At 56.5% G+C, this 391-nt stretch carries 1 protein-coding gene; it reads left to right on the top strand.

Annotation, left to right across the window (positions count from 1 at the left end; genetic code table 11):
- Positions 1–391, top strand: a 391-nt coding sequence (locus tag QZ377_RS12255) for a penicillin-binding transpeptidase domain-containing protein (protein WP_291441485.1), incomplete at both ends; no start/stop codon positions are given.

Genomic DNA, 391 nt, shown 5'->3' with positions numbered 1-391 from the left:
CCACGCTCAAGCCTTTTATCTACGCCCTGGCTCTGGATCAGGGGCTTATCCATCCCTTAACCTTGTTGGCCGATACGCCACGCAGTTTTTCGGGGTACGATCCTGAAAACTATGACGGCAGTTTTCGCGGTCCTGTCAGCGCGAGCGAAGCGTTGAGGGCCAGCCGCAATGTGCCTGCCATTGCCTTGGCTGCCCGTTTGAAACAGCCTGGTTTTTACGAATTCTTAAGCAGGGCCGGAGTGAAATTCGCATCCGGCGAAGAGCATTATGGCTTGAGTCTGGTGCTTGGCGGTGCAGAGGTAAGCATGCGTGAACTGGCCGAGCTTTACGCCATGCTGCCCAATAACGGGGTTTGGCGTCCCATGCGCATGCTGCAAGACAAGGGGCGCAC

The sequence above is a fragment of the Desulfovibrio sp. genome (assembly GCF_019424165.1).
GTDB lineage: Bacteria > Desulfobacterota > Desulfovibrionia > Desulfovibrionales > Desulfovibrionaceae > Desulfovibrio.
Note: the sequence above shows the minus strand (reverse complement) of the source record. Positions and strands in the feature narration are given on the sequence as shown.